The following is a 20,420-nucleotide window of genomic DNA, read 5'->3' as shown; positions in this document are numbered from 1 at the left end:
TGAAAATAGCCGCTAGTAATAGATTAATTCTTAAAAGAGTGAACAATTAATCTATCGTATCGTATTAAATATAAAAGCTACGAGGAAGAGCTTATGACAACCAAACAACTCTCATCACTTTTCGTTTTTCACTTACTGTTTGCCACAACCGAGGCAAACGCCAATGCTCGCTGGTATGTAGTGAATGATTCGGTGATGGGTGGCATTTCTAATAGTCAGGTTTTGTATGAAAACGACAATTTAGTGTTTACAGGCAATGTATCGCTTGCAAACAATGGCGGGTTTGCTTCTATTCGAACGCTATTGGATGTACAAAGCCAAGACATCACTAAAATTATGCTACGTGTTAAGGGCGATGGTCAAACCTATCAATTACGTTTAAGAACCAATGAGTACATGGATGGTGCGGCTTATACCCGCTCGTTTAGTACCACAAAGAGCGAGTGGCTTAATATTGAGTTTTTACCTGAGGATTTTCAGCTTACTTATCGCGGCCGCTTACTTGAACAACAACCTACAATTAACTTTAAAGATGTAAGGCAGCTTGGGTTTATGATTGCAGGTAAACAGGCGGGAGAATTTAGGCTTGAGGTTGAAAAAATTGAGTTTAAAAACTAACTTTTCTGCGTACATTACAAGGTTAAATAACCTGAACTAATACAGTTAGACTTTGGTTAAATAGTAAAGTCGTCGCCTCGCCTTTTCATTTCGTTGATTACTAGCTCAATAATTTGTTGTTTTATTGCTGCCTGCTGTGACTTTACCTCACTAAGTTGCAGCTCCAATCTATTTATCTCTTCTTGTTGTTGCTCGGTTTTATACTTTTTAGCTCCCATATGCTCAGCATCCATAGTTAAGCGACTATCGTCTTCAGCTGGCCCATATTGGCTATTATCTATGGTTAAACTCCGTTGTACCGTACCCTGCTTAAGCTTATTTACTTGTTCTTGCAATGCAACTACTTGCTGGGTGAAATATTTATATGCCTTTTCTAAATTTTGATATTGCTCAGCAAATGTTGCGTTATCTTCGCTGTATTTTTGAACCTTAGCATCTAAAAACTCTGATAAAACATAGTCAGGTTCTTCCTCTGATTTATCATCAATGCGTTGCTGTTCTGATTCTATTAAAGGCTGGTTGTTGTAATTAGATGCTTGATATTGGATTGAGGCGGTTGAAATCTTCATTATTTTATCCCTAAAATGAATTTGTCACTATTTTAGGTATCGACTGACGATTTAAATTCTTGAGTAGGATTGGCTAATAAGAGCAAATAAAAAAGCCCGACTTGATTAAAGTAGGGCTTAAAGTGTTTTTTACTTTAAAATTACGACTCTATAGCCAGTAATTCCACCTCAAAAATAAGCAATGATGCAGGCGGGATGCTGCCTACTCGCTTTTCACCATAGGCGAGCTGATGCGGTATATAAAACTGAAATTTATCGCCCGGACTCATCAGTTGTAGGCCTTCGGTCCAACCTTTAATAACTTGGTTTAAGCCAAAGCTAATCGGCGTTTTACGCTCTACTGAGCTGTCAAATACAGTGCTGTCGATTAAAGTGCCGTGATAATGCACTTTCACCATACTCGTTGAGCTAGGTGTATTTTCGCTATCCCCTTTATGGATTATTTTATATTGCAAGCCAGACGCGGTTTCTTGAACGCCTTCTACCTTTGCATTGGCAATTAAGTAATCACTTTCAATTTGCGCATTAGCGATTGCTTGCTGCTTGGCTTTTTTACTGTTTTTAAAAATCAAAACGCAAAAAATAGCGATAGCAATCAGTAAAATAATATTGATCATAACTCCCCTTTTTCATCTTCTGAGTCGTCTTTATCGTCGCTGTTATCGCCGTTAACAATATCAGCAATATCTTTTAATCGTGCTAATGCAATGCCATTCACTGAATCTACTGGGTACTGCTCATCAATCATGTCACCCGCGTCAATATCCATTAGTAAGTTTAGCGCTTGGTCAACTGTTTCAACGGCGAAAATATTAAATTTACCCAGTTCAACCGCATTCAGTATTTCATCATCAAGTACTAAGTTAACTTGGTTTGATTTTGGAATAATAACGCCTTGCTCGCCCGTTAAACCACGCATTTTACATAGCTTAAAGAAGCCTTCTATTTTTTCATTTACGCCACCGATTGCTTGCACATCACCATGCTGATTAATAGAGCCGGTTAGTGCAATAGATTGGCTTATTGGTAAACTGGTGATCGCCGATATTAGCGCACAAAGTTCAGCTAATGAGGCGCTATCACCATCTATGTAGCCATAGCTTTGTTCAATGGCTATATTCGCACTGAGTGTTAAGCTAAAGTGTTGCGCATATTTGTTACCTAAATAACCGGTAAGCAACATTACCCCTTTTGAGTGAATTGCTTTACCCAGCTCAGCTTCGCGTTCCACATCAATAACGCCATCAGCACCCGCATAAACAGTGGCGGTAATGCGTGCAGGTGTACCAAACGAAGTATCACCAATGTGCAGTACCGTTAAACCGTTTACTTTACCTACGGCTTGCCCGTCGGTCGCAATTAAGGTGTGGCCTTCTTTTATATCGCTGAGCATATTTTCACTAATTTGCCCTGTACGGTATTGTTTGCCTTCAATCGCTTCGTCAATATGGCGAGCATCAATCACCGTCAGCTTATCTTGCTTAGCGTAAAAACTAGCCTCAGCCACAAGCTCTAGTACATCAGCAAAACGGGCTGAGAGTTTATTATGGTGCTCAGCTTGGCGATAACTAAACTTAAGCAATCGCACCATTGCTGATTCGTTTAACGTGCACTTTAATGTTTGCTCGCAGTAATCACTGACTTTAGTAATAAACTGATACTGCAGCTTATCGCTGCTTGGTAAGTAATAATCAAAATCGGCAAGTACTCTAAATAACTCGGCAAATTCTTCGTCGTATTCACCGATGGTGTAATAAAGTTCACGTGAGCCGAGTAAAATAATTTTCACATCAAGCGGTATTAACTGCGGGCGAAGCGTAAAGCTACTGCCAACTACACTGTCTTGATAAGGCAAGTCATTTTTTATTTGATGCGTTTTTAGCGACAGCTTTAGCCCATCCCACACTTGGGGTTGAGCCATTACTTTTTCAGCATCCATAATTAAATAGCCGCCATTCGCGCGGTGCAATGCACCTGGTTGAATTGATCGATAGCTGGTAATTAACGACCCTTGCGATGTGGCATATTCAATTTTGCCAAAAATATTACCAAAAGTGGGGTTCGGCTCGTAAACAACCGGTGCCGCATCGCCTTCTTTATATTCGACCAAAATATTAGGCGCAAAAAAGTCGGTAAGCATGCCTTTACGATCAAAGTCTTCTTTGTTTTCTTCGCTTTCACCTTCATCATCAAGCCATTCAAGGACGGCATCAATAATTTCTACACGTATATCTTTTAAATAACGCAGTACACCAATATGGCTGGCATATTTATGTTCTAAATCTTTTAATAACGGTTTAGTGGCTTGCTCAGCAGTAGACTTTTTAAGGTTGCGGAGCTTTTCTTTCGACTCGCGTTTCCAGCGCGGTAACTCAATAAGCGCCTCAATGAGGGCATCTTCTAATTTTTCTATACGCTCAAAAAACATCTCGCGTAAGTCATCTTCAAGATCAGAAAACTCATTATCGGTAAGTTGTTTACCATCAATCAGCGGTGCAAAGCCGACTACACCTTTTTCTTCAATTAGTGCCACACTTTGTTCAAGTGCTGCTATTTCTACTGCGGTAATTGCGCCGTCGTAAGCATCGTTAAATTCACGATCTATCGATTTTTTCTTGCGCTGATAGGCTGGGTTATCAAATGCAGCAGGAAAAGTGTCGAGTACTTCATCAATAAATGAGTCAATATCATCGGCTAGTTGTTTGCTTTGCCCTGCATGCATAAATAACGCAATAGGCTCACGGTGATCGTCGTAGTTATTAACATATAACCATTCATGCGGTGTTGTGCGCTCTTTAGCGTGTTGTTTTAATTTGTCTTTTACTAAAGTAAAACGCCCGTGTGCCGCCTCTCCCATCACGTAAACATTGTAACCCGGTAGGTCCATTCCTAAAGAAAAGTCCAATGCACTTTGCGCACGTTGTTGGCCTATAAAGGTAAGTTGCTCAGGGTATGGATTACTCATGCAAGTGTTTACATGGCTCGATGAAATACTCGGTGCAAGATTTGATACGGGTAGTGGCAGCAATTTTTTCGTCATTCTAACTTCTTTTTTTACCAGCATATTCGCTAGGTTTTGGACGTATTGAGTGGCTATATAAGCCACTCAATATTCATATTTAAGGTTGTAAAGCCTGGCGGCTAAAATAGATGCCATCACACTGTGTACACGGAATAATTTGCGTTGCATGATAAACATCGTAACTATGGTTGCAATTCTTACATACTAATGTGCCCATGGCTATCCATTCACCTGCGTGATAAACACCATTATGCTTAAAATCTTCACTTAATGACTGCCATTCAAGCTGTGTTTTGTCTTCAATATGAGAAAGCTCAAACCACAATGACTCTTTAAGCTCCTGCCATGCAAGCGAATTATAGTAGTTGTTATTTTCTTGTAGATGAGAAATGTCACGCATTAGGTAATTACGATAAAGATAATATTTTTCTTCACCTAAATCTTTAAGTGCCTGCTCGGATTCAATAAATCGCTTTACTGCTGCTTTAACTTCATGCTCTTTTACATCTTTTAACCAATCGGTTAAATCGCTTAGCCATGCTCTGTAATCTGCCATTTTTTACTCCTTCAAAATTGTGAGGGGACTGATATTTATACGGCGCTATTAGCTGTTGATAAAAACAACACCATACAGGCTTTGTTTAGGGTCTGTTGACCTTTCAAGGTTAAATTTGCAGCAGTCTGTTTGGTATTTAGGCAAGGCAGAGCCTATGTGGTGTGGTTATTCCCCATAAATAGGCGATAACGCAGCATCAATGCCAAACAGGCGCTGCCCGAAGGGTTCTGCCTAGGGGTGATTTACTCTTTGTTGCTCGGTTTTTACTTAGCCCACTAGGTTACAAACCTCGCGTCGCGATTAAATCGCCCCTAGTTTGAACAAATTGAAATCCACAAAGATCAACAGACCCTAGCTTAAACCTCAAATACTTGCGTGTAAACTTAACTAAAAAGATTAACAAACGCTAAGTTAAAACTGACTCCTAACATAGATAAGTATAGGTTAACCTGCACTGAAAACTAATTTAGCGGCAAATTTATAAAAAGCGCCGCTTTGGCGCTGTGAATAACGCTTTATTTGGGGTATCCTATCGACAATTTTTTATTAGTATGCAAGAAGTTTGGAAACGTAAATGCAAGAGCAATATAACCCACAAGACATAGAGTCAAAAGTCCAACGCTACTGGGAAGAAAACCAAGTATTTAAAGTCACAGAAGACGAGAGCAAAGAAAAGTACTACTGCCTCTCAATGTTTCCTTACCCAAGTGGTCGACTGCATATGGGTCATGTGCGTAACTACACCATTGGTGACGTGGTTTCTCGCTTTCAGCGCTTGCAAGGCAAAAACGTAATGCAACCTATGGGTTGGGATGCGTTTGGTTTACCTGCAGAAAACGCGGCTATTAAAAATAAAACAGCCCCTGCAAAGTGGACTTACGAAAATATTGATTACATGCGTAACCAGCTTAAGCAATTAGGGTTTGGCTACGACTGGGATCGCGAAATTGCGACGTGTCACCCAGAATATTATAAATGGGAACAATGGTTCTTCACTAAGCTTTACGAAAAAGGCCTAGTGTACAAAAAAATGTCAACGGTTAACTGGGATCCTGTGGATCAAACAGTATTAGCTAACGAACAAGTAATTGATGGTCGTGGTTGGCGTTCAGGCGCAGTAGTAGAACAAAAAGAAATTCCACAGTGGTTTATTAAAATTACCGACTATGCTCAAGAGCTATTAGACGACTTAGACAAACTAGAAGATTGGCCTGAGCAAGTTAAAACTATGCAGCGCAACTGGATTGGTCGCTCTGAAGGATTAGATATCGAGTTTACGCGTACCGACAATAACGAAAAATTTAGTGTATACACCACTCGTCCAGATACATTTATGGGCGTGACATACCTAGCCGTTGCCGGTGGCCACCCAATCGCGCAAGAAGCGGCTAAAAACAACGACGCGATTGCGATGTTTGTTGAAGAGTGTAAAAACACTAAAGTTGCTGAGGCGGATATGGCAACCATGGAGAAAAAAGGCATTGCAACGGGCTTTTACGCCACGCATCCATTAACGGGCGAGCAAGTGCCTATTTGGGTTGCAAACTTTGTATTGATGCATTACGGCTCAGGCGCGGTAATGGCAGTACCAGCGCACGACCAACGTGACTTTGAATTTGCCACCGCTTACGGCCTCGATATTAAACAAGTTATTGCCCCTGCTGAAGGTTCTGAGCTTGAAGTAAACCTAAGCAAAGAAGCATTCACCGAAAAAGGCGTACTGGTTAACTCCGGTGAATTTGATGGCCTTGATTTTGAACACGCCTTTAACGCTGTTGCCGACAAACTAGAAGCATTAGGTGTAGGTGAGCGTAAAGTAAACTTCCGTCTTCGCGATTGGGGCGTAAGTCGCCAACGTTACTGGGGCTCTCCAATCCCAATGTTGAGCGATGAAAACGGTAACGAGCTTGCTGCCACTGAAGATATGCTCCCTGTGCGTTTACCAGAAGATGTGGTAATGAATGGTGTTACATCGCCAATTAAAGCCGATCCGAATTGGGCTAAAACAACTGTAAACGGTGTACCCGCTACTCACGAAACAGATACTTTTGACACCTTTATGGAATCATCGTGGTATTACGCTCGCTACTGTAGCCCACGTCATGACGAAGGCATGTTAGACCCTGCAGCCGCTAACTACTGGTTACCAGTAAACCAATACATCGGTGGTATTGAGCACGCTATATTGCACTTATTATATTCGCGCTTTTTCCACAAATTATTACGTGACTTTGGTTTAGTTAATTCAGATGAACCATTCGACCGCTTACTTTGTCAAGGTATGGTACTTGCTGAAACATTTTATCGTAAAGATGAAAAAGGTGGCGACATTTGGATTTCGCCAAGTGATGTAAACACCGAAACCGACGACAAAGGTCGCGTAACTAAAGCATGGCATAAAGATGATGGTGAACCGGTATTCTCATCAGGCATGAGCAAAATGTCTAAGTCGAAAAACAACGGTATAGACCCACAAGAAGTTATTGCCCAATACGGTGCAGATACAGTACGTTTATTTATGATGTTTACTGCACCACCAGAGCAAACACTTGAATGGTCAGATTCAGGCGTTGAAGGCGCACACCGTTTCTTAAAGCGTGTGTGGAAATACGCAGTAGATGTTAAAACAGTAGGTTACCAAGCACTTGATAAATCGGCGCTTACTAACCCACAAAAAGTACTACGTCGTGAGCTACACAAAGCAATCGCAAAAGTGAGCGATGATGTAGAACGTCGTCAAACCTTTAACACCGCTATTGCCGCAATTATGGAGCTTTCTAACAAGCTATTAAAAGCGCCATTAAGTGACACACAAGATGTTGCCATTGCTAACGAGGCACTGGAAGCATTAATAATTATGCTGGCACCTATTACACCGCATTTATCGCATCAATTATGGCAAGACCTAGGTAAAGAAGGTGATATTTTAGATGCGGCATGGCCAAAAGTTGACGAATCTGCTCTTGTTGAAGATGAAAAACTAATCATCGTACAAGTAAATGGTAAGCTGCGTGCAAAACTAACAGTGGCAGCTGATGCTACGCAAGAGCAAGTAGAAGCTTTGGCATTTGCCGAGTCTAACGTGACTAAATTTACTGATGGTGCAACGATACGAAAAGTTATTTATGTACCAGGTAAATTACTTAACGTGGTAGCTAACTAATATGGCTGCTTTAAACGCCATTAAAAACGGACTAGCCTTAGTGCTAGTCTGTTTTTTGTTATCGAGCTGTGGCTTTCATCTTAAAAAAGCCTCTAGCCTACCCGATGATTTAAAACAGCTAACGCTTGTGGGGGATGATCAAAAATCTGCTTTATTTAGCTATTTGCAAAGCGAACTGGCTATGAGCGATGTCACTTTAGTGCCTGCAAGTAAACAATCAGCGCAGCTTTATTTATTTAAAGAACAACTAGAGCGTCAAACCTTATCGTTGTTCCAAAATGGACAAGTAGCTGAGTACGAACTGGCATACAGCGTAAGTTATGTAGTAAAACGCCCGAAACAAAAAGCCATCGAAAAACGCTTTGAGTTATACCGTAACTACCAAGACGATCCAGATAATGCACTAGCAAAAGCAAAAGAGCTTGAGCTGCTAATTAGCGAAATTCGCCAACAAGCGAGTCGTCGTATTGTTAGAGAGTTGTCGCAACTATAATGCGTTGTTATGCAAATCAGCTATCGAGTGAATTAAAAAAAGGCTTAAAACCTTTTTATTTGGTTTTTGGCGAAGAGCCTTTTCAAGAAGCGCAATGTGTACAGCTCATTCGCGACACGGCAAAGGCACAAGGATTTGATGAAGTAATTAAATTCACTTTAGCTCAGGGCTTTGATTGGCAAGAAATAATCGCGCAATACCAAAGTATGTCGTTGTTTAGCGCGCGCACTATTATTGAGCTTGATTTAAACCAGCAAAAACCGGGGACACCCGGCGCAAACACCTTTAAAAAAATAGTAGAGCTTGAAAACCCTGATACGATCTTAATCGTAAAAGGCGCTAAGGCCAGTCAAGATGTTCAGCGCGGCGCGTGGTTTAAAGCACTTGATAAGCATGGGTTATTTGTACCCTGTTACCCACTTAGCGGAAATCACTTAAAGCGTTGGTTTGATGAGCAGTGCCAACGTTTGTCACTAAATATTCAAAACGAGGCCAAACTCAGTTTAATTAATGCCACTGAAGGCAACTTACTTGCGTGTTACCAAGAGCTTGAAAAACTAGCATTAATACACGGTGACGCTCTGATCACGCAACAACTGGTGATGCAAGGACTACTAAACCAAGCTAAGTTTGATATTTTTGATTTAAGTGATGCGCTTTTAAACGGCCACACCGCTCAGGCTATAAAAGTACTTAACAAACTTGCCAGTGATAACACTGAGGTTGTGAGTATCTTATGGGCCATCAATAAAGACCTTAATACATTATTGAGTGTGCAGCAGGGATTATTGCAAGGTGAGTCATTAGCAACCTTATTTAAACAAAAAGCGATTTGGAAAAATCAACAAGCACCAGTACAAACAGCCATTAACAGGCTAAACATTCATACCCTAGAGAATATTAGCAGTGAACTGGCATTGTTTGATGCAAGTTACAAGCAAGGCGCATTGATTGCCCCTTACCAAGCATTGGCGCATATTTGCATTAAGTTCTGCCAACCGCTCGATATTCCACTTCCCTGCCATAGTAACCGTCAGTAAAGGGAAATACATGATTGCAATTTTTGGTGGTACTTTTGATCCCGTTCATTTGGGACACCTTAATATGGCGCAGCAATGCGTTGCGACCTTTAAATTACACTCACTCTATTTTATGCCCTGTGCAATACCCGCGCACAAAGCGGCACCGGGGATCAGCACCGAGCATCGTATAGCAATGCTTAAAGCCGCAATTACACCTTATGCGCAGTTCAAGCTTGATTTACGAGAACTGCAACGCAGCGGCCCGTCGTATTCTTTATTAAGTTTGCAAGAGCTAAGAGCAGAAAACCCCGATACCCCTATTTTATTTTTAATTGGCATGGACTCATTCAACAATTTCGATAAATGGTATCAATGGCAAACAATAACTCGCCTTTGCCATATAGTGGTATATCAACGCCCAGGTCAAAGCTGCCATGTACTGGGGGAACTTAAAGACTATAAACAGCAAGCTGTGACCAACGATTTTTCTCTGCTCAACAAAACAAATGCCGGACACCTTTACTTTTTAGAGGGAGAACAGCTGGACGCCGCATCCAGCGAGATCCGTCAAGCCCTTAAAAAAAGTACTAAAAAGAGTGAACTATTACCCGACGCCGTGAGTCACTATATTAAGCAGCACCAGCTTTATCAAGAGTGATTGGTATAAACCCCTCAGCGTGTTAAAATAACCGCTATTAAATTTTAAATTGAGACAAAACCTTGGATTCGAAACAACTACTCGCTTTTGCACTAGACAAAATTGACGATATGAAAGCACGTGATGTGATTCAACTTGACGTAACTGGCAGCTCAGACGTAACCGATTACATGATTGTATGTTCAGGCACATCAAGACGTCATGTATTGTCAATTGCTGATAACTTAGCAAAAGAAGCTCGCCACGCTGGTGAAGAGCCATTAGGGTATGAAGGCCAAAGCGATGGTGAATGGGCACTCGTTGATTTAGGTGATGTGATTGTTCACGTTATGCAAGATCAAGCACGTAGCTATTACGATCTAGAAAAGCTTTGGGGCTAATTGCTCCCTATTTTAGACAACGCTTGGAAGTAACGTCGTGAAAATACAAATGATTGCTGTTGGTACAAAAATGCCAGCATGGGTAGAGACAGGTTTTGCAGAGTATCAACGCCGCTTTCCCAAAGATATGGCATTGGAACTCATTGAGATCCCTGCTGGTAAACGTGGAAAAAATGCCGATATAAAGCGTATTTTGCACATTGAAGGTGAAAAAACCTTAGCCGCCATACCTAAAGGCAATCGTATTGTCACACTAGAAGTAACCGGTAAAGCACTGGATACTCATCAACTAGCAAAAAACATGGAAAAGTGGCAACTAGATGGTCGCGATGTCAGTTTATTAATTGGCGGACCTGAAGGCTTAGCCCCAGAGTGTATTGCTGCCTCTGAGCAAAAATGGTCGTTATCAAATTTAACGCTCCCACACCCTTTAGTACGCATTATTGTTGCTGAAAGCCTCTACAGAGGCTGGAGCTTAAATAACAACCATCCTTATCATCGCGAGTAGTTTCTTGCTATGCTAAAACGAAGACCCACAATTCGCGACCACTCAGCAGAAGCTAATTTATTTGCTCGGCGTGCATTCGTGGGTTTTATTTTTATATTAGTCCTTGTAGCAATATTGCTGTCTAACTTGTATAAAATCCAGGTAGATGATCATCAAGATTATCAAACTCGTTCTAATGATAACCGTATAAAAGTTATACCTATAGCCCCCAATCGCGGTTTAATTTACGACCGAAACGGTGTTTTACTGGCCGAAAATAAGCCCGTTTATAACCTTGAGGTGATCCCCGAAGAAGTTGATGATTTAACCGCCTCTTTGAAGTCTATCAGCAAAATCATTGAAATAACCGAGCAACAACAAGCTGATTTTCTTGATGATATAAAACATACTCGACGTTTTAAAAGTCAAGTCCTCAAAGCCCGTTTAAATGAAAACGAAGTAGCGATGTTTTCAGTAAACCAACATAAGTTCCCAGGCTTTAGTATTGAGGCGCGTCTAGCGAGATATTACCCCTTTGGCGATACTTTAACCCATGCATTAGGCTATGTCGCAAAGCTCAATAGAAAAGAGTTAAACAAGCTTGAACAACAAGATGAAGCCACAAACTACCGAGCCACGCATGATATTGGTAAGCTGGGTATCGAAAAGTACTACGAGCCGTTATTACATGGTCAAGTTGGCTCACAACGAGTTGAAGTTAATAACCGCGGCCGAATTATCCGCACTTTAAGTATGGATCCACCGCAAGCGGGTGACGACTTAGTACTTACTCTCGATATTGGTTTACAACAAATAGCCCAACATGCACTTAAAGATATGCGCGGCGCTATTGTGGTAATGGATGCAAAAGATGGCGGCGTTTTAGCGCTGTATTCAAACCCAAGTTATGATCCCAATTTATTTGTGCACGGTATTAGCAGTAAAGACTACAAAGCCTTACTCAACCCTGATCGTCCACTGATCAATCGCACGACTCAAGGTCGCTACGCACCAGCATCTACTGTTAAACCACACATGGCTATTTTGGCATTAGAAGAAAATATAGTGCAAGAAACCACCAGTATGTGGGATCCCGGCTTTTTTCAAATTCCCAACGTAGAGCATAGATGGCGTGATTGGCGACGTTGGGGCCATGGCCATGTGGATGTTTATAAAGCAATAGAAGAGTCATGCGATACCTACTTTTATGACGCAGCCTATCGAATGGGGATCACAAAAATAAGTAACTTTATGGCTCGCTTTGGCTTTGGTGAATTATCCGGTATTGATATTCATGAAGAAACAACCGCTATTTTACCCTCAAAAGAGTGGAAAGAAGCCCGTTTTAAAGAGTCTTGGTGGCCTGGAGATACTATTTCTGTAGGAATTGGCCAAGGTTATTGGACTGCCACCCCCATTCAAATAGCGAATGCCACTAATATTTTAGTTAACAGAGGGATAAATCACCCTCCTCATTTAGTGCAAGTTGCTAAAAAAGAAGATCAAATTACTCAGCTCAATAATGAAGAAAAACCACCGGTTGTACTTAATAACGAAGATAACTGGCGCATCGCGATTGATGCCATGCATAACACCGTTAAAAAAACTACCGGAACTGCCCATCGTGCATTTAAAGGGGCTACTTATGACCCTGCAGGTAAAACCGGTACTGCCCAAGTGGTGAGTATTGCTCAGGGCGAGCGTTACGACGCCGATGCACTCAAAGAGCGCCAACGCGACAACGCCATTTATATAGGTTTTGCCCCGTTTAATAACCCACAAATTGTTGTCTCTATTGTGGTAGAAAATACCGGTGGGGGAAGCTCAGTAGGTGCGCCCATTGCACGCCAATTAATGGATTACTATTTTGCAGCTAACCCAATCCAATCTTCAGGGGACAAAGCACCATGACAGCTTTACATGATAAGCGCTCTATTTGGCTGCGACTGCATATTGATTTGCCACTTTTTATTGCGTTATTGCTGATGATGGCCGGTAGTATCACCATTGTATACAGCGCCTCAGGGCAAGACGCTGCCATGATGGTTCGCCATATTACGCGAATGGCTGGCGCCATTATAGGTATGTTTGTACTTGCTCAAATTCCACCAGCGACTTTAAAACGTTTAGTTATTCCCATGTATTGCCTAGGATTACTCATGCTGGTTGGGGTACTGCTATTTGGTGTAAGTTCTAAGGGAGCTCAACGCTGGTTAGATTTAGGCATTACTCGCTTTCAACCCTCAGAGCTAATGAAACTAGCGGTTCCGATGATGGTTGCTTGGTATATTGGCCGCCACCATTTGCCACCGCGTCCGTTACATTTAGTCATTGGCTTTGCCATTGTTATGCTGCCTACCCTACTAATTAAAGAGCAACCTGATTTGGGCACCTCAATTTTGATTGCCAGTTCCGGTGTATTTGTGTTGTTTTTATCAGGCTTGAGCTGGCGTTTAATCGGCTTTTTAAGCTCGGTTGTTGCTTTGGCAGCATGGCCATTTTGGCACTACGGTATGCACGATTATCAAAAGCAAAGAGTACTGACCTTTTTAGATCCTGAGAGCGATCCGCTGGGTTCTGGCTATCATATTATTCAATCAAAAATTGCCATTGGTTCAGGCGGTATCGAAGGAAAAGGCTGGCTGCAAGGCACGCAATCACAGCTAGAATTTTTACCTGAACGACATACTGACTTTATTTTTTCAGTACTGAGTGAAGAGTTTGGCTTATTTGGTGTGTGTGTTTTACTTAGTTTATATTTATTTATTATTGGCCGTGGACTGTATATTGCGGTTAACGCACAAGATGCGTTTGGTAAACTATTAGCCGGCTCACTCACGCTCACATTTTTTGTTTATATTTTTGTAAATATTGGCATGGTATCGGGTTTGTTGCCTGTTGTAGGTGTACCGTTGCCATTAATTAGTTATGGCGGTACCTCGATGGTGACCCTGATGGCTGCATTTGGCATTATTATGTCGATTGCCACAGATAAAAGGATGCTCTTAAAATAATGCGCCTTTACACACAACTTATAATTATTATTCTCGTTAGCCTCTTTTTAAGTGCATGCAGCAGTTCAAATAGTCGTTACAGCATGCGCCATGATGCGGCGCCGCTTCGTGCACCGACCGAATTAGAAATGCAAGATGCCATTGTTACTCAAGTTATTAAAAGTGCGAGTACCACGCGCCCCTACGAAGTGCTTGGCGAACGTTATACCCCAATGCTCGATGAAACCGGCTATTCAGAAACGGGCATTGCTTCGTGGTATGGCCGTAAATTTCATGGGTATCACACCTCTAATGGCGAAATTTACGACATGTTCGCGATGACCGCAGCCCATAAAACGTTGCCTTTACCTAGTTTTGTGCGGGTAACAAATACGGCTAATGGCAAATCAATTATTGTTCGTGTTAATGACCGTGGCCCCTTTCATGATAATAGAATTATTGACCTTTCTTATGCCGCTGCATACAAACTTGGATACCATAAGTATGGTACAGCAGAGGTTAAGCTAGAAGCCATTACTCTAGCCGATACCCATGCACGAAAAACCTACGTTCAAGTTGCCGCGGGCAGTACCTTAGCCAACATAGAAGCGTTAGCAAGTACACTGCGAGAACAGTATAAGTTACCGACAAATATCGTTGAAAAAGACGCTATTTATAGATTGCACTTAGGGCCAATAAAAGATGCCCAACATGCGCAACAAGTACTAGAAACATTAAAACAAAATCAATTTCAAAACGCGTTCTTGCTTTACACTCAGTAAGCCCTTTAGAATGGGAATACGCATATTTTTAACTTTAACCATTAATGAGTATGATGAAATCTATTAAACATAAAATTCTTACTGGTGTTTGCGGCTTAGTCTGTTCTGCCGCCGTATTTTCAGCCACCGCCCAAATTATTCCAGCGCCTCCTCAAGTTAATGCAAAAGGTTACTTTTTAGTGGACTTCACCACAGGTAAAGTCATTGCACAAGGCGAGGCTGATACCAAACTCGCACCGGCCAGCTTAACTAAAATGATGACCAGTTATGTAATTGGTACGGAAATTAATGCTGGTAATATTGCGCCCACCGATATGGTTACTGTTAGTGAAAAAGCGTGGGCAAAAAACTTCCCTGAATCATCAAAAATGTTTATTGAAGTCGGTAAACAAGTTAGTGTCGATGATCTTAACCATGGCATTATTATTCAATCAGGAAATGATGCATGTGTTGCTATGGCAGAGCATATTGCTGGTAGCGAAAGCGCGTTTGCAGATTTAATGAATGCTCATGCCGAAAAAATAGGCATGACTAATACGCATTTTGTTAATAGCCATGGCCTTGATACTGATGCGCATTATACAACGCCACGCGACATGGCAACATTAGGGGCTGCACTTATCAGAGATGTGCCTGATGAATACGCTCTATATAAACAAAAGTCTTTTACCTTCAATGGCATAAAGCAATATAACCGCAACTCTTTGTTGTGGGATGAAAGCCTAGATGTAGATGGTATTAAAACGGGTCACACATCTGATGCCGGTTACAGCTTAGTCACCTCTGCAACAAAAAACGACATGCGTTTAATTGCCGTTGTAATGGGCACCTCAAGTGAGCGCGCGCGTAAAGTAGAAAGTAAAAAACTACTAAACTACGGTTTTCGCTTTTTTGAAACAATTACCCCGTATAAAGCCGGCGACAGCTTTGCTGAGCAACGTGTTTGGATGGGCAATAAAGAGAATGTTTCTTTAGGAATTTTAGAAGATACACCTATTACTATTCCTCGTGGTCAGCATAAAAACCTTAAAGCAAACTTTGAGCTAGACGATACCCTTGAGGCACCTTTAGCTAAAGGCACAAAAGTAGGTACTTTATTTTTACAGCTTGAAGGCGAAGATATTGCACAATATCCGCTAGTTACACTTGAAGAAATACAAGAAGGTAGCTTCTTTAGTAAAATATATGACTACTTACGCTTACAGATTATGTAATTGCGAGTAAAGTAATATGAACGCCTCCACTGTGAGGCGTTTTTTTTTGCTTGAAAAGTGCTAGAATGCGCCCCATATATACCAATCGTATTGAATGACTATCATTGGCTTGGGTCAACAATAGCATCATTTCAAGATTGCCATTAGCCTGTCAGTTTTAAGCTTCGCGTTTTAGCAAAGCCAACACTTTTTGTTTGAGGAGTTCCCGTCGTGGTTGAACCTGTTAAAGACACTAAATTTGATGAGTACTTAGAGTACCCTTGCCCATTTACATTTAAAATTATGGGTCTAGCTAATGTAAACTTAACTGATCAAATTTTAGCTAAATTACAACCTATTGCTCCAGGTGATTATGCGCCAAAAGTAAAACCAAGCAGTAAAGGTAATTACGAGTCTGTAACGCTAGTAGCTACTGTAACAAGCGGCAAACACATTGAAGAAATTTACAACGTGATCAGCAACATCGATGACGTACGCCATATGCTTTAATCCATAGTTGAGATTTGTTGTGAGCGAAAACACCCTAATCGTACGCCAACTGGGTCGTCAGCGTTACATGCCGATTTGGCAAAAAATGCAAGACTTTACCGACACCCGTGATGAAAATACCCCAGATGAAATTTGGCTGGTAGAGCACGAAAGTGTATTTACCCAAGGCCAAGCCGGTAAAGATGAGCACTTGCTCGCCCCAGGTGACATTGAAGTGATCAAAGTGGACCGTGGCGGACAAGTAACTTACCACGGCCCAGGTCAGCAAATGATGTATGTATTATTTAACTTACGTCGTTTAAAGATTGGCGTACGAGAGCTAGTAACATGGCTTGAGGAATGTATTATTGAATCCCTTGCTGAGTACGGTATTGATGCATACGCAAAAGCCGATGCACCCGGTGTTTATGTGAACGACAGCAAAATTGCCTCTTTAGGCCTAAGAGTTCGTCGTGGCTGCTCATTTCATGGTTTAGCATTAAATGTTAACATGGACCTAAGTCCATTTTTACGCATTAACCCTTGTGGTTATGCGGGCATGAATATGGTGCAAACTAAAGAATTAAATGGCCCTCAAAACCTTGAATCTGCAGGTCAAGGGCTGGTAAAACACATGATCAAAAAGCTTAATGCAACACAGGTTAAGCATACTGAAGGGTTTGAAAACGAATGAATAAACCAGTCAAAATGGAACCAGGTGTAAAACTACGCGACGCAGAAAAAATGGCGTTGATCCCCGTTAAAGTTTTACCAACAGAAAAAACCGAAATGCTCCGTAAGCCAGAGTGGCTTAAAATCCGCTTACCTAAGTCAACCGAGCGGATTGACGGCATAAAACAAGCAATGCGTAAGCATGGCCTTCACTCTGTATGTGAAGAAGCCTCGTGCCCTAACTTATCAGAATGTTTTAACCACGGTACGGCGACCTTTATGATTTTAGGGGCTATTTGTACACGTCGTTGCCCATTCTGTGATGTTGCACATGGCCGTCCATTAAAGCCCGATGCAGCAGAGCCTGAAAAGCTTGCACTGACCATTAAAGACATGAAGCTAAGCTACGTAGTGATCACTTCGGTAGACCGTGATGATTTACGTGACGGTGGCGCTCAGCACTTTGCCGATTGTATCCGTGAAATTCGCAAACATAATCCAGAAATCACCATTGAGATATTAGTCCCTGATTTTCGTGGTCGTATGGACAGAGCGTTGGAAATATTAATTGAAACGCCGCCAGATGTATTTAACCACAACCTAGAAACAGCACCACGTTTGTACAAATTGGCGCGTCCAGGTGCTGATTACAAGTGGTCACTTGAATTATTACGCCGCTTTAAAGAAGCACACCCTGAGGTTAAAACTAAATCGGGGTTAATGGTTGGTTTAGGTGAAGAAATTAGCGAAATTGAAGAAGTACTGCGTGATTTACGTGAGCATAACGTTGATATGCTAACCGTAGGCCAATACCTACAACCCTCTAAGCATCACTTACCAGTAAAACGCTACGTGCCGCCTGCTGAGTTTGATGCACTAAAAGAGTATGCTGATGAAATTGGCTTTACACACGCGGCTTCTGGCCCGTTTGTACGCTCAAGCTATCACGCCGATCAACAAGCAGCGGGTAAAGAAGTAAATGTGAATTTCAATCCTTCTAGCAACTAAACAATGATACTTTGTACTACAACGATATTTTGTACTGCAAGGAAGAGTAAAGATGTCACACGGAATACCTAAAATTAGTGAATTTCCTTGTGACGATCGTTATTGGAGGGTCGATTGGTTTGGCGCTATTGAACGCAACCCAAACGTGCCCTCTGAGCCTTTCTTACAAATCGTAATAAGCCCTCTCATTCAAAATGAAAGCATACACTCCACAGCCAAACACCTAGCCTCCACTCATGTTACAAATTATGATGAGCAGACAGTTATAAGAATTGGTGTTGGACAGCTTCCATTTATATCTATAGGTTCAATTTGGTTAAATGGTCAATGCCAAGCTGCAAAGGCAGGTCAAACGAAGCTTTTACATATTCATATCAACGAACATACAACTAAGTACATCTCTGGTAATCACAAAATCAAAGAGAAAAACCTCGTACCCTACGAAGCCTATCGTATGGGAAAAGGTTTTATGGCTAACCTTATGGCCATCGAACATGATAAAGACCCCTATGGAATACTCATTCCTGTGATGGAATTAATCCGCTTCTATTACGCTGTTTCAACAGATACGTCACATATCGTTTTTTCTGGCGATTTAAAACATCAACCTCAAAATGTAATTAATACTAAAAAATGTGGCTTTGATGAAGGCGAAAAACGCTGCATACTGCATCTAAGACAATACCTTTCGGACGAAGATGGTTGGATAATAGGTAGAGCACTCATATGTAAAGAGGCTTGGTTAGGCTTTACGCTGCCACACGACACCATAATGAAACACTCTTTGAATACTAAGTTTCTTCACCCCCAGAGTGCGTTTCCTTTCTCAGGTTCAAGCAACTTAAAAGTCAGAGGTAAGTTCATTCCTGCTAAAGATGAATTATCAAAAAGTGGCTGGCGATATTTAGTATTAGGTATAACGCACTGTACAGCGCTATTTCCATTTGAGCATCTTACGGCTGATAGAGACAATAACAACAATCAAGCTGAGGGAGAAAATAAAATCAATGATGGTGACAAAAAACCAGCGTACCCTCAGCATAAAACGTCAAATGCCGATAAGCCTTTTCAAAGTCAAAATGAGCCAAATAAAAATAAAACTAATGAGCATGTGCTCTTACCGACCGACAGGTTTGGCGCAATCATGGGCAAAAAGGTCGATAGATCTAAAAAAGATCAATGTCGTTACATAAGTGCACTACGATATGTACCAAAAGAAGATGAACCAAAATACCTTGGCACTGGACAAAGTAATTCTGGTGATCCAAAGATCGGGCGAGGCCACGCAAACCAAACTCGCACACGTCGTCAAGCACTGCCAGCAAGCTTTGAAGCATTTGAAGAAGCAATCCAGCTACTCACTCGAGTTGAGGGCGTAAAAGCCCGTCTGCGACCAATAGAAGAAGCTATTGAGTATATCCCACTTACAAAGTCTGCAAACAAAAGGCAGTGGTCGTACTTGGACTCAAATACCCGATGCAGACGACAAGTAACTATTGCAGATATTCACTACCAAAACCGGTGGTATACGCTGATTGAATTTGAGATGCGTAACAAGGAAAACTTTAGTGTTGCATTAGTTAATGATGAAAACTATGAGTACTGTTCTAATCAGAGACTAAACAATTTATTGCATCAGCTTTCAATGCAAAAAGGCATCTGGTTGAATATTCGGCCCGTACCTAAAACGTCCATTACTACTATGAAGCATACATGGTCAAGACCATTAGATTTTAAAAGCTCAATTTTTGATAGGCTATAATTATGTATAGTTACTGGCATAATAACTAATATTTCTTCATTAGTTCTCATGACCCTTTCAAAAATGAGTTCTTTCCTAGAAAACAAACATGGTATAGATTAATTAAAGGTAATTTCATTAACAAATGTTCAATTATTTTTTCTTAAAAAAACGAAATAATTGATTAGTTAATAAATGAAAAACCTAAATATCGAATCTTCAGGGTGAATATCACAAAACTAACGGATTAAGGGGTTAAGAACACTACAACTTATAGCAAACTATACAGATGAAATTAAGATTTACATTGAATCAAATATAAATAAAAAGGGAGTTATCATGGCCTTTACATATGACTATCCACATATGGCGGTAACCGTAGATGTTGTCTTATTCGATACATCCTCACAGAGTTATAGTATTTTACTCATAAAAAGAAAAAATGAACCCTTCAAAGATTGTTGGGCGCTGCCGGGGGGATATGTCGACATGGAAGAATGAATCGCCCCGAGTTCATCGGAGACCAGTTTGTTTAAGTCAGGCCACTTTACCTGACTCGTTTAAATTATCATAG

20 protein-coding genes are annotated in these 20,420 nt (G+C 41.2%); 16 read left to right on the top strand and 4 right to left on the bottom strand.

Annotated features, from left to right (window positions below; genetic code table 11):
- The first annotated feature begins 93 nt into the window (after window positions 1–93).
- Window positions 94–618, top strand: coding sequence for a CIA30 family protein (locus tag QL984_RS13040; RefSeq protein ID WP_036953930.1), 525 nt, complete (start codon window positions 94–96; stop codon window positions 616–618).
- Between the two features lie 56 nt (window positions 619–674).
- Here QL984_RS13040 and QL984_RS13035 read toward each other — a convergent pair whose 3' ends face one another.
- The 4 genes from QL984_RS13035 to QL984_RS13020 form a co-directional block, all read right to left on the bottom strand.
- A complete protein-coding gene (locus QL984_RS13035; protein ID WP_036953927.1) occupies window positions 675–1,187 on the bottom strand; it encodes a hypothetical protein in 513 nt (170 codons plus the stop codon).
- Between the two features lie 140 nt (window positions 1,188–1,327).
- A complete protein-coding gene (locus tag QL984_RS13030) occupies window positions 1,328–1,804 on the bottom strand; it encodes an FKBP-type peptidyl-prolyl cis-trans isomerase (protein ID WP_128583211.1) in 477 nt (158 codons plus the stop codon).
- Complete coding sequence (locus tag QL984_RS13025) at window positions 1,801–4,227, bottom strand: AAA family ATPase (protein ID WP_235190255.1); 2,427 nt, start codon at window positions 4,225–4,227, stop codon at window positions 1,801–1,803. Before QL984_RS13025 ends, QL984_RS13030 begins: the two co-directional genes overlap by 4 nt.
- Before the next feature lie 79 nt (window positions 4,228–4,306).
- Entirely contained in the window at window positions 4,307–4,765 is a 459-nt protein-coding gene (locus QL984_RS13020) for a hypothetical protein (RefSeq protein WP_016898941.1), read from the bottom strand.
- A gap of 574 nt (window positions 4,766–5,339) precedes the next feature.
- Between QL984_RS13020 and leuS the strand changes: the two genes are divergently transcribed.
- The 15 genes from leuS to QL984_RS18485 all read left to right on the top strand — a co-directional run bounded on the left by leuS (window position 5,340) and on the right by QL984_RS18485 (window position 20,347).
- Window positions 5,340–7,928 carry a leucine--tRNA ligase gene (leuS, locus tag QL984_RS13010; RefSeq protein WP_064662912.1) on the top strand — a complete coding sequence of 863 codons (2,589 nt, stop codon included), beginning with the start codon at window positions 5,340–5,342 and terminating at the stop codon, window positions 7,926–7,928.
- A 1-nt stretch (window position 7,929) separates the two neighbouring features.
- On the top strand, window positions 7,930–8,421 hold the full coding sequence (gene lptE, locus QL984_RS13005) for an LPS assembly lipoprotein LptE (RefSeq protein ID WP_016898943.1): 492 nt from the start codon (window positions 7,930–7,932) through the stop codon (window positions 8,419–8,421).
- Window positions 8,421–9,461, top strand: coding sequence for a DNA polymerase III subunit delta (gene holA / locus QL984_RS13000; RefSeq protein WP_058154959.1), 1,041 nt, complete (start codon window positions 8,421–8,423; stop codon window positions 9,459–9,461). The genes lptE and holA overlap by 1 nt, the downstream gene beginning before the upstream one ends.
- Before the next feature lie 10 nt (window positions 9,462–9,471).
- Window positions 9,472–10,101 carry a nicotinate-nucleotide adenylyltransferase gene (nadD, locus tag QL984_RS12995; RefSeq protein WP_128583213.1) on the top strand — a complete coding sequence of 210 codons (630 nt, stop codon included), beginning with the start codon at window positions 9,472–9,474 and terminating at the stop codon, window positions 10,099–10,101.
- Between the two features lie 62 nt (window positions 10,102–10,163).
- Window positions 10,164–10,481: a ribosome silencing factor gene (rsfS, locus tag QL984_RS12990; protein WP_013465348.1), complete on the top strand. Its 318-nt coding sequence runs from the start codon at window positions 10,164–10,166 to the stop codon at window positions 10,479–10,481.
- Window positions 10,482–10,518: 37 nt separating this feature from the next.
- Window positions 10,519–10,989, top strand: a complete 471-nt coding sequence (gene rlmH, locus QL984_RS12985; RefSeq protein WP_002958522.1) for a 23S rRNA (pseudouridine(1915)-N(3))-methyltransferase RlmH — start codon at window positions 10,519–10,521, stop codon at window positions 10,987–10,989.
- Between the two features lie 9 nt (window positions 10,990–10,998).
- Complete coding sequence (gene mrdA, locus QL984_RS12980) at window positions 10,999–12,879, top strand: penicillin-binding protein 2 (protein WP_028834085.1); 1,881 nt, start codon at window positions 10,999–11,001, stop codon at window positions 12,877–12,879.
- A complete protein-coding gene (gene rodA, locus QL984_RS12975) occupies window positions 12,876–13,982 on the top strand; it encodes a rod shape-determining protein RodA (RefSeq protein ID WP_016898947.1) in 1,107 nt (368 codons plus the stop codon). The genes mrdA and rodA overlap by 4 nt, the downstream gene beginning before the upstream one ends.
- Entirely contained in the window at window positions 13,982–14,743 is a 762-nt protein-coding gene (locus QL984_RS12970; RefSeq protein WP_128583214.1) for a septal ring lytic transglycosylase RlpA family protein, read from the top strand. Before rodA ends, QL984_RS12970 begins: the two co-directional genes overlap by 1 nt.
- A 53-nt stretch (window positions 14,744–14,796) precedes the next feature.
- The gene (locus QL984_RS12965) at window positions 14,797–15,957 is read left to right on the top strand and encodes a serine hydrolase (RefSeq protein WP_029609897.1); all 1,161 of its coding nucleotides are present in this window, start codon (window positions 14,797–14,799) and stop codon (window positions 15,955–15,957) included.
- Window positions 15,958–16,167: 210 nt separating this feature from the next.
- On the top strand, window positions 16,168–16,446 hold the full coding sequence (ybeD, locus tag QL984_RS12960) for a DUF493 family protein YbeD (protein WP_016898950.1): 279 nt from the start codon (window positions 16,168–16,170) through the stop codon (window positions 16,444–16,446).
- 19 nt (window positions 16,447–16,465) lie between these two features.
- Entirely contained in the window at window positions 16,466–17,119 is a 654-nt protein-coding gene (gene lipB / locus QL984_RS12955; RefSeq protein WP_128583215.1) for a lipoyl(octanoyl) transferase LipB, read from the top strand.
- Window positions 17,116–18,105, top strand: a complete 990-nt coding sequence (gene lipA / locus QL984_RS12950; protein WP_290172853.1) for a lipoyl synthase — start codon at window positions 17,116–17,118, stop codon at window positions 18,103–18,105. The genes lipB and lipA overlap by 4 nt, the downstream gene beginning before the upstream one ends.
- Window positions 18,106–18,157: 52 nt before the next feature.
- On the top strand, window positions 18,158–19,867 hold the full coding sequence (locus QL984_RS12945) for a hypothetical protein (RefSeq protein ID WP_290172852.1): 1,710 nt from the start codon (window positions 18,158–18,160) through the stop codon (window positions 19,865–19,867).
- A 318-nt stretch (window positions 19,868–20,185) separates the two neighbouring features.
- Window positions 20,186–20,347 (top strand): NUDIX domain-containing protein, encoded by a 162-nt coding sequence (locus tag QL984_RS18485; RefSeq protein WP_356947849.1) that lies wholly within the window; start codon window positions 20,186–20,188, stop codon window positions 20,345–20,347.
- Window positions 20,348–20,420: the final 73 nt, after the last annotated feature.

Source organism: Pseudoalteromonas sp. APC 3495 (assembly GCF_030407645.1).
Classification (GTDB): Bacteria; Pseudomonadota; Gammaproteobacteria; order Enterobacterales; family Alteromonadaceae; genus Pseudoalteromonas; species Pseudoalteromonas tetraodonis.
Note: the sequence above shows the minus strand (reverse complement) of the source record. Positions and strands in the feature narration are given on the sequence as shown.

What these genes read in the sequence shown, in the direction of transcription:
- QL984_RS18485 (WP_356947849.1), top strand. Translation starts at nt 20,186, where the DNA reads ATGGCCTTTACATATGACTATCCACATATGGCGGTAACCGTAGATGTT.
- lptE (WP_016898943.1), top strand. Translation starts at nt 7,930, where the DNA reads ATGGCTGCTTTAAACGCCATTAAAAACGGACTAGCCTTAGTGCTAGTC.
- leuS (WP_064662912.1), top strand. Translation starts at nt 5,340, where the DNA reads ATGCAAGAGCAATATAACCCACAAGACATAGAGTCAAAAGTCCAACGC.
- QL984_RS13030 (WP_128583211.1), bottom strand. Translation starts at nt 1,804, where the DNA reads ATGATCAATATTATTTTACTGATTGCTATCGCTATTTTTTGCGTTTTG.
- QL984_RS13020 (WP_016898941.1), bottom strand. Translation starts at nt 4,765, where the DNA reads ATGGCAGATTACAGAGCATGGCTAAGCGATTTAACCGATTGGTTAAAA.
- QL984_RS13040 (WP_036953930.1), top strand. Translation starts at nt 94, where the DNA reads ATGACAACCAAACAACTCTCATCACTTTTCGTTTTTCACTTACTGTTT.
- QL984_RS12970 (WP_128583214.1), top strand. Translation starts at nt 13,982, where the DNA reads ATGCGCCTTTACACACAACTTATAATTATTATTCTCGTTAGCCTCTTT.
- nadD (WP_128583213.1), top strand. Translation starts at nt 9,472, where the DNA reads ATGATTGCAATTTTTGGTGGTACTTTTGATCCCGTTCATTTGGGACAC.
- mrdA (WP_028834085.1), top strand. Translation starts at nt 10,999, where the DNA reads ATGCTAAAACGAAGACCCACAATTCGCGACCACTCAGCAGAAGCTAAT.
- lipA (WP_290172853.1), top strand. Translation starts at nt 17,116, where the DNA reads ATGAATAAACCAGTCAAAATGGAACCAGGTGTAAAACTACGCGACGCA.
- QL984_RS12965 (WP_029609897.1), top strand. Translation starts at nt 14,797, where the DNA reads ATGAAATCTATTAAACATAAAATTCTTACTGGTGTTTGCGGCTTAGTC.
- QL984_RS12945 (WP_290172852.1), top strand. Translation starts at nt 18,158, where the DNA reads ATGTCACACGGAATACCTAAAATTAGTGAATTTCCTTGTGACGATCGT.
- QL984_RS13035 (WP_036953927.1), bottom strand. Translation starts at nt 1,187, where the DNA reads ATGAAGATTTCAACCGCCTCAATCCAATATCAAGCATCTAATTACAAC.
- holA (WP_058154959.1), top strand. Translation starts at nt 8,421, where the DNA reads ATGCGTTGTTATGCAAATCAGCTATCGAGTGAATTAAAAAAAGGCTTA.
- rodA (WP_016898947.1), top strand. Translation starts at nt 12,876, where the DNA reads ATGACAGCTTTACATGATAAGCGCTCTATTTGGCTGCGACTGCATATT.
- QL984_RS13025 (WP_235190255.1), bottom strand. Translation starts at nt 4,227, where the DNA reads ATGACGAAAAAATTGCTGCCACTACCCGTATCAAATCTTGCACCGAGT.